Annotated in this window: 1 protein-coding gene; it reads right to left on the minus strand. The window is 33.6% G+C overall.

What is annotated here, in order from left to right:
- Positions 1–347: 347 nt before the first annotated feature.
- On the minus strand, positions 348–1,048 hold a 701-nt coding region (locus G519_RS46740), incomplete at its 5' end, for a TlpA family protein disulfide reductase (protein ID WP_208860936.1).

Here is a 1,048-nt window from a genome sequence, read left to right on the forward strand (position 1 = left end):
ACAATAATATCTTTGATGTTTGATCAAAGTAAACTAATGAAAATTATTCAGGGTGGCACCTGATATCCCCATAGCTAAATCAAGGGGTTTTACGGTGCGACCTATAAAAAAGTGTAAAAGGACTAGTGATTACCTCACTGTCCTTTTACACTTAATGGAAATTATTAGGCGGACCAGCAAGTACATGAACGATCAGCCCAAAAGTATACGCCCGTATCTGCGCAATAAACCTCTTCTTGATACCAAATATCTCCTCTTGCACCAGTACATGACACGAAACTACAACGATTACGACCTGTCGGTGTAACATTCATACACATTTTTTTCACCTCCTTTCAATAGATTAATTAGCTTGCTGCATTTGTAGGCGTATAATTTGAAAATACTAGGTTGTTTAACTCCATTTCATTACTTACAAAATTCTTTGCAACTACCTTTCCATTCGGAGATAGAAAATAGATAAATGGTACACCGTTTATTTTTAATGCATCTATAATATCTTTATCTTTATTTGTAAAACTAAAGGATGGTATGTCATGCAGTTGGTGTTGTTCTATAATTGCATTGACCATTTCAGTTTCGCTTGCAAGCGTAAAAAGAACAAATTGAAAATTTGTCTTATTCTTATTGTTATAATTGTTAATTAGAGGATATAGATTGTTGCAAAGACTACAACCTACCTGAGTTATGAATATTAAAATCCCAGAACTTTTAACATAATTAGCCTCAAACTTCTTCCCATCAAAATTTAATTGAGGGAAAGGTGATCCAATTCGAATACCCTCATCAGAGACTCCCTGTTTTGGTTTTTTTTGAATGGTTTCAGCAAGTTTTTGACTAGTTTTAACTAAATATAAAAATGCAATTATTAAGAAAAGACTAATTGTACTCTGCATAATTACTGCGTAATCATAAAAATTTATCATTTCATACTTCCTTTCATTGTGTTTAAACCTGAATTGCGAAAGTCCGGCATATAAAGCCTTGTGAACAAAGTCGACTGGAACAATGTGGTAATTATGGGTTTGAGTCAGGCGAAGTTGTCTTC

This window comes from Paenibacillus alginolyticus DSM 5050 = NBRC 15375, from assembly GCF_000422905.1.
Taxonomy (GTDB): domain Bacteria; phylum Bacillota; class Bacilli; order Paenibacillales; family NBRC-103111; genus Paenibacillus_E; species Paenibacillus_E alginolyticus.